5 protein-coding genes are annotated in these 6,261 nt (G+C 70.3%); all 5 read left to right on the forward strand.

Annotated elements, in window-relative coordinates; all coding sequences use genetic code 11:
- Window positions 1-678, forward strand: a 678-nt coding sequence (locus E1264_RS44915; RefSeq protein WP_243711435.1) for a DUF3017 domain-containing protein, incomplete at its 5' end; no start/stop codon positions are given.
- A gap of 93 nt (window positions 679-771) precedes the next feature.
- On the forward strand, window positions 772-1,989 hold the full coding sequence (locus tag E1264_RS38780; RefSeq protein WP_132181929.1) for an NADP-dependent isocitrate dehydrogenase: 1,218 nt from the start codon (window positions 772-774) through the stop codon (window positions 1,987-1,989).
- A gap of 205 nt (window positions 1,990-2,194) precedes the next feature.
- Window positions 2,195-3,184, forward strand: coding sequence for a malate dehydrogenase (locus tag E1264_RS38785; RefSeq protein WP_132181931.1), 990 nt, complete (start codon window positions 2,195-2,197; stop codon window positions 3,182-3,184).
- Between the two features lie 199 nt (window positions 3,185-3,383).
- Window positions 3,384-3,686 carry a trypco2 family protein gene (locus tag E1264_RS38790; RefSeq protein WP_132181933.1) on the forward strand — a complete coding sequence of 101 codons (303 nt, stop codon included), beginning with the start codon at window positions 3,384-3,386 and terminating at the stop codon, window positions 3,684-3,686.
- A gap of 1 nt (window position 3,687) precedes the next feature.
- Entirely contained in the window at window positions 3,688-6,237 is a 2,550-nt protein-coding gene (locus E1264_RS38795; RefSeq protein WP_132181935.1) for a tetratricopeptide repeat protein, read from the forward strand.
- Window positions 6,238-6,261: the final 24 nt, after the last annotated feature.

Below are 6,261 nucleotides of genomic sequence, written 5' to 3' on the forward strand. Positions count from 1 at the left end.
GCCCCACCCCGGGCCGCCGGACCCACGGCACCGGACCTGCGGCTGCGCGGGCGGTCCGGGCACGGAACGGGCACCGCCGATCGGGTGCGGCGGACGATGTCGTGCCGCCATCCGATTCCCTATACCGTGAAGCCCATGAGCACCGAGGTGCGCAGGCGCAGGCGCAGGGCGCCCAGCCGCCGCGGAGCCGCGCCGCACTGGCTGGCGCAGCTCCCGTACCTGCTCGTGCTCAGCGGCGTCGGCGCCGGGCTCACGCTGTGCGCGTTCAACTACTTCCGCAAGGGGTCCGGGCTGATGGCGGCCGCGCTGCTGCTCGGGGCCCTGGCCCGGCTCCTGCTGCCGGAGTCGCAGCTCGGGCCGCTCGCCGTCCGCAGCAGGTCCATCGACTGCTGGACGCTCGTGATCCTCGGCGAGATGGTCGCGTTCGTGTCGCTGAGCGTCCCGCCGATGAACAAGCCGGGCCTCGCCCTCGCGGGCGCCTTCGGCGTGCTGATCCTCCTGGCGATGGTGGCGCGCGCCGCGCGGCTCCTCATCACCGGCCGCCGCGACGGCCCGCCTCCTTCACCAGACGCCCCAGGCCCGCCGCCGGGCACCCCCGGCGCGTCCCCGCCTGGGGTTCCGGGACCGCCCGGCGCGCGGCCGGGCCCGCCGGGACCGCCCGGACCAGGCCAGGTCTAGACCTCAAGTTGGGCTCGGCTAGCCTTGCCAGTTGAGCCTTACAAGGTCTGAGTCTTCACAGCTGGCCAGGTGTAGGAAAGGGACAGCAGCAGCATGCCCAAGATCAAAGTAGCGGGCCCGGTCGTCGAACTCGACGGCGACGAAATGACGCGGATCATCTGGAAATTCATCAAGGACCAGCTGATCCTGCCCTACCTCGACGTCGATCTGAAGTACTACGACCTGGGAATCGAGCACCGTGACGCCACGGACGACCAGGTCACCGTCGACGCCGCCAACGCCATCCGGGAACACGGCGTCGGCGTGAAGTGCGCCACCATCACCCCCGACGAGGCGCGCGTCGAGGAGTTCGGCCTGAAGAAGATGTGGCGGTCCCCGAACGGGACGATCCGCAACATCCTTGGCGGTGTGGTGTTCCGTGAGCCGATCATCTGCTCCAACATCCCCCGGCTCGTCCCCGGTTGGACCAAGCCGATCATCATCGGCCGCCACGCGCACGGCGACCAGTACCGCGCCACCGACTTCGTCGTTCCCGGCCCGGGCAAGGTGACGATCACCTACACCCCCGCCGACGAGGGCGAGCCGATGGAGTTCGAGATCGCGAACTTCCCCGGCGGCGGCGTCGCGATGGGCATGTACAACTACGACGACTCGATCCGCGACTTCGCGCGGGCGACGATGCGGTACGCGCTCGAGCGCGGGATGCCGCTGTACATGTCGACGAAGAACACGATCCTGAAGGCCTACGACGGCCGCTTCAAGGACATCTTCCAGGAGATCTACGAGTCGGAGTTCAAGTCCGAGTTCGAGTCCAAGGGCCTCACCTACGAGCACCGGCTCATCGACGACATGGTCGCGGCGGCGCTGAAGTGGGAGGGCGGGTTCGTCTGGGCCGCCAAGAACTACGACGGCGACGTCCAGTCCGACACCCTCGCGCAGGGCTTCGGCTCCCTCGGGCTGATGACGTCCGTCCTGATGACCCCGGACGGCAAGACCGTCGAGGCGGAGGCCGCGCACGGCACGGTGACCCGGCACTACCGGCAGCACCAGCAGGGCAAGCCGACGTCGACCAACCCGATCGCGTCCATCTTCGCCTGGACCCGCGGCCTCGAACACCGCGGCAAGCTCGACTCCCAGCCCGAGGTCGCGAACTTCGCCCGCACCCTGGAGCAGGTCTGCGTCGAGACGGTGGAGAACGGCCAGATGACCAAGGACCTGGCACTCCTCGTCGGCAAGGACACGCCGTTCCTGACCACCCAGGATTTCCTGGAGGCCCTCGACACCAACCTCCAGAAGAAGATCAACGGCTGAGAACGGCTTTTCGGAGGCCGTCCCGGATTCGTCCGGGACGGCCTTTCGCGTGGTCGGCACCCATCGCCATGCCGGGTGGTGCACCTGCCCGGCGGCGGGTAGGGGGTGCGCGATAGCCTGAACCCCGGAATATCTCGATAGCGAGAGAACCCGCGCGGCGGCGGGCCGGCGGCACAGGACACCAGCAGGAGAGAAGAAGAAGGCAATGACGCGCACCCCAGTCACCGTTACCGTCACCGGCGCCGCGGGCCAGATCGGCTACGCGCTGCTGTTCCGCATCGCGTCCGGGCAGCTCCTCGGCGCGGACGTACCCGTACGCCTGCGGCTCCTGGAGATTCCGCAGGCGGTGAAGGCCGCCGAGGGCACCGCCATGGAGCTGGACGACTGCGCGTTCCCGCTGCTGTCCGGCACCGACATCTTCGACGACCCGGTCAAGGCGTTCGAGGGCGCGAACGTCGCGCTGCTCGTCGGCGCCCGTCCCCGGACGAAGGGCATGGAGCGCGGCGACCTGCTGGAGGCCAACGGCGGCATCTTCAAGCCGCAGGGCGAGGCGATCAACGCGGGTGCGGCGGACGACGTCAAGGTCCTGGTGGTCGGCAACCCGGCCAACACCAACGCCCTCATCGCGCAGCAGCACGCGCCGGACGTCCCGGCCGAGCGCTTCACCGCGATGACGCGCCTGGACCACAACCGCGCGCTCGCGCAGCTGTCGAAGAAGGCGGGCGTGTCCGTCGCCGACATCCGCCGGATGACGATCTGGGGCAACCACTCCGCGACGCAGTACCCGGACGTCTTCCACGCCGAGATCGCCGGGAAGAACGCGGCCGAGACGGTCAACGACCAGGCCTGGCTGGAGAACGACTTCATCCCGACCGTCGCCAAGCGCGGCGCGGCGATCATCGAGGCGCGGGGCGCGTCCTCGGCCGCGTCCGCCGCGTCCGCCGCGATCGACCACGTGCACACCTGGGTGAACGGCACCGCCGACGGCGACTGGACGTCGATGGCGGTCGTGTCGGACGGCTCCTACGGCGTGCCCGAGGGCCTGATCTCGTCCTTCCCCGTCACCACGAAGGACGGCACGTGGGAGATCGTCCAGGGCCTGGAGATCGACGACTTCTCCCGCGCCCGGATCGACGCGTCCGCCGCCGAGCTGTCGGAGGAGCGCGAGGCCGTCCGCAAGCTCGGCCTCATCTGAGACGTTCCGCAGCAGCGAGCCCTGGACCGCCGCCGGTCCGGGGCTCGTTCGCGTTCGCCGTCCCGCCGCGAATTGGCCTCCTCTGGCCGTATGGCTCCGAGCCACTCCTCTGAGTGACGGAGGTCGTGGAGGATCACAGCGCGGGCGCCCGGTCGCGGGATCGCCCGGCGCACCCTGAATTGCGGATACGGGAGAATCCATGGGCCAGCTCGGGCTTGCCGAAAGCATCGAAGCGCTCCGCGCCGAGTTGATGGAGGCGCTGGAGGCGGGGGAAAGCGCGGAGTTCGGTTTCGGTGTCGGCCAGATCCTGCTCGAATTCCATGTCGGCGTCACGCGGCAGGCCGGCGGGTCGGGCAAGGCGAAATTCTGGGTCCTTGAGCTGGGCGGCGACGGTTCCTACCGGCGGGAGGAGATCCACCGCGTCACGGTGACGCTGGAACCGCCGCTCGACGAGGACGGACGTCCGCTCAAGGTGACCCGCGGGCTCAGGGAAAAGCCCTGAGATGTCCGAGCTGACGGGCCGTGCCGTCGAGGTGCTGCGCCGCGACCACGGCGACCGGTGGAATGTGGGCTCCGGTTTCCTGGTCGGCGGGCGGTGGGTGCTGTCGGCGGCGCACAACGTCCTGGACGCCGCGGCCCTCCTCGTCCGCCGGGTGGACGAGTCGGAGCATCCGGCCGAGCTGGTCATGGTGGACGAGGCCGGGGACATCGCCCTGCTGGCGGTGCCCGGTGATCCGTCGATCGGCGACCTGCCCCCGGTGCGTTTCGGCCGCGTCGACCGCTCCCGGGCGACGGTGATCGAACCCTGCTGGACGATCGGTTTCCCCAGATGGATGGAGCGTTCGCGGGAGCCGGGCAAGGCCAGGCAGCGGGAGAGCGCCCAGCTGGACGGCGTCATCCCCACCGGCTCGAATCTGCGCACCGGGCTGATGGAGTTCCGCTGCGAGTCGACGCCCCGCGCGGCCGAGGGGCGCGGGATCAGCGAATGGCAGGGCATCTCCGGAGCGGTGGTGTTCGCCCAGGACCCCGAAGCGGGCGCGGTCGCCGTCGGTGTGGCGATAGAGCACTCCGCGGCCCAGGGCACCTCCGTCCTGATCGTCGCCCCGCTCGACCGCTGGGCCGACGCGAATCCGCACACGCCATGGGGGCGGGAACTCGGATTGGACCGCCTGACCGGTCTCCCGCGCCCGCCGGTCGAGCCTCCGGTCCCGTCCGGCCGCATGAACCTGAACAGGTCGCTTTCGGACTTCACGGACCGCGACGACGTCATCGAGAAGGCGACGGCCCAGCTCACCGAGCGGCTGACCCAGACCTGCCCGCTGGTGGTGTTCCACGGCATGGCAGGCGTCGGGAAGACCGAGCTGGCCAACGAGCTCGCGCACAGGCTCGCCTCCACGTTCACCCACGCGCGGATCCGCGTGGACGTCGCCGCGGCCGCGACCGAGGAGGCGGCCATGATGGCGGTCCTGTCGGTGTTCGGCGTGCCCGACGACGAGATGCCGACTCCCGCCAAGCGTGCGCAGAAATACCAGGAGCTTTGGGGGAAGGGCCCGAGCCTCCTCCTGCTCGACAACGTGTCCGACGCGGCGCAGGCCGAGCGGCTCCTGCCGACGTCGCTCGGCGCGGCCACGATCGTGACCAGCAGGACGAAACTGGCCTCGCTGAGCGGCGCCCGCAGGCTCCCCGTCCACCCGCTGCCCGACCCCGACGCGCTCCAGCTGCTCGATCGGCTCGTGGAGGCGGAGGCCGTGGAACGCGACCGGCCGTCCATGGAGGAGATCGTCCGGCTGCTGGGCGGGCTTCCGCTGGCGATTCGCATCGCCGGGACGCACATCACGCGAACCTACGTCTCGTTCGCACGTTACTCGTCCGACCTCAGGGAAGAAGCCGGGCGTCTGGCCCACCTCGAAGATGCGGACAGGGGAGTGCGCGGCAGCTTCGAAATCAGCTACAGGTCCGTGGCATCCGGCACCGCGCGGCTGTTCCGCCACCTGGGCGTCCTCGCGGGCCGGGACTTCACCGCCGACGTGGTAGCCCGGGCCGGGGACGTCCCCGTCGCGGACGCCGAACGCACGCTCTGGGAACTGGCCGACCGCCATCTGGTCGAGGTCGCGGGCGGCCGGTACCGGCTCCACGACCTTCTCCGGCTGTATGCGAAGGAGCGCATGGCGGCCGAGGAGTCGCCGTCCGACCGCCGCGACGCGTTCCGCCGTTCGCTCGCCTGGTACAGCGACCGCCTGCACGCGTGGATGTCGCAGCCCGGCGCGCACGAGCAGCCCCCGGCCGAGGCGATCGCGTGGTTCGCGCACGAATCCCTCAACGTCCAGGCGAACCTGCGGGCCGCCGCGGAGGCGGAGGAGCACGGGCTCGTCGTCAGCATCGCGGAATCGCTCTACGGCCTGCTCTTCTACCGCGCCCACTGGGAGGAGATGGCGGCGGTCAAGGACCTCGCCGTCCAGGCGGCACGCCGCGTCGGCGACGCTCCGGCCGAGCTCGGGTCGCTGATCCACCTCGCCGAGGCGCGCCGGATCATCGGCCGCGGAGCCGAGGCGCCGCCGCTCTACGAGCGCGCGCTGGAGGTTGTCCGCTCCATGGACGATCCGGGCAAGGAGGCGTGGGTGCTGGTCCACTTCGGCGACTTCCAGTGCGATCTCGATCAACCGGAGCAGGCCCTAGACCGCTACGCCGAGGCGCAGGCCATCTACCAGGCCCGGGACGACGAGGCAGGCGAGATCTGGCTGTCCGCGCACATCGCCGACGCGCACCGCCAACTCGGCCGCCACGCGGACGCCGCCCGCGTCCTGGAGCGGACGATGACGATGGCCGAGCGCCGCGACGACCGCGACGGTGTCATCTGGTGCGCCTGGCACCTCGCACTGGCCTACGACGGCCTAGGACGTTTCGCCGACGCCGAAGAAGTGCTAGCCCCTGCCATAGATTTCCATCGCGAGCTAACCAGGGTTAATGGGTCATGGCGGTTTGGTGAGTGGACGGGCCGGTGGTGTGGGCGTATGCCGGTGGCATGGCCAGATACCCCCAGGGCGGCGGGATGACCGACGCGGGCCGTGAACGGCGAG

The organism is Actinomadura sp. KC216 (genome assembly GCF_004348535.1).
Lineage (GTDB): Bacteria > Actinomycetota > Actinomycetes > Streptosporangiales > Streptosporangiaceae > Spirillospora.

Excerpts from the sequence above, each read along its gene's own strand:
- E1264_RS38780 (WP_132181929.1), top strand. The coding sequence starts at position 772 with ATGCCCAAGATCAAAGTAGCGGGCCCGGTCGTCGAACTCGACGGCGAC.
- E1264_RS38785 (WP_132181931.1), top strand. The coding sequence starts at position 2,195 with ATGACGCGCACCCCAGTCACCGTTACCGTCACCGGCGCCGCGGGCCAG.
- E1264_RS38790 (WP_132181933.1), top strand. The coding sequence starts at position 3,384 with ATGGGCCAGCTCGGGCTTGCCGAAAGCATCGAAGCGCTCCGCGCCGAG.
- E1264_RS38795 (WP_132181935.1), top strand. The coding sequence starts at position 3,688 with ATGTCCGAGCTGACGGGCCGTGCCGTCGAGGTGCTGCGCCGCGACCAC.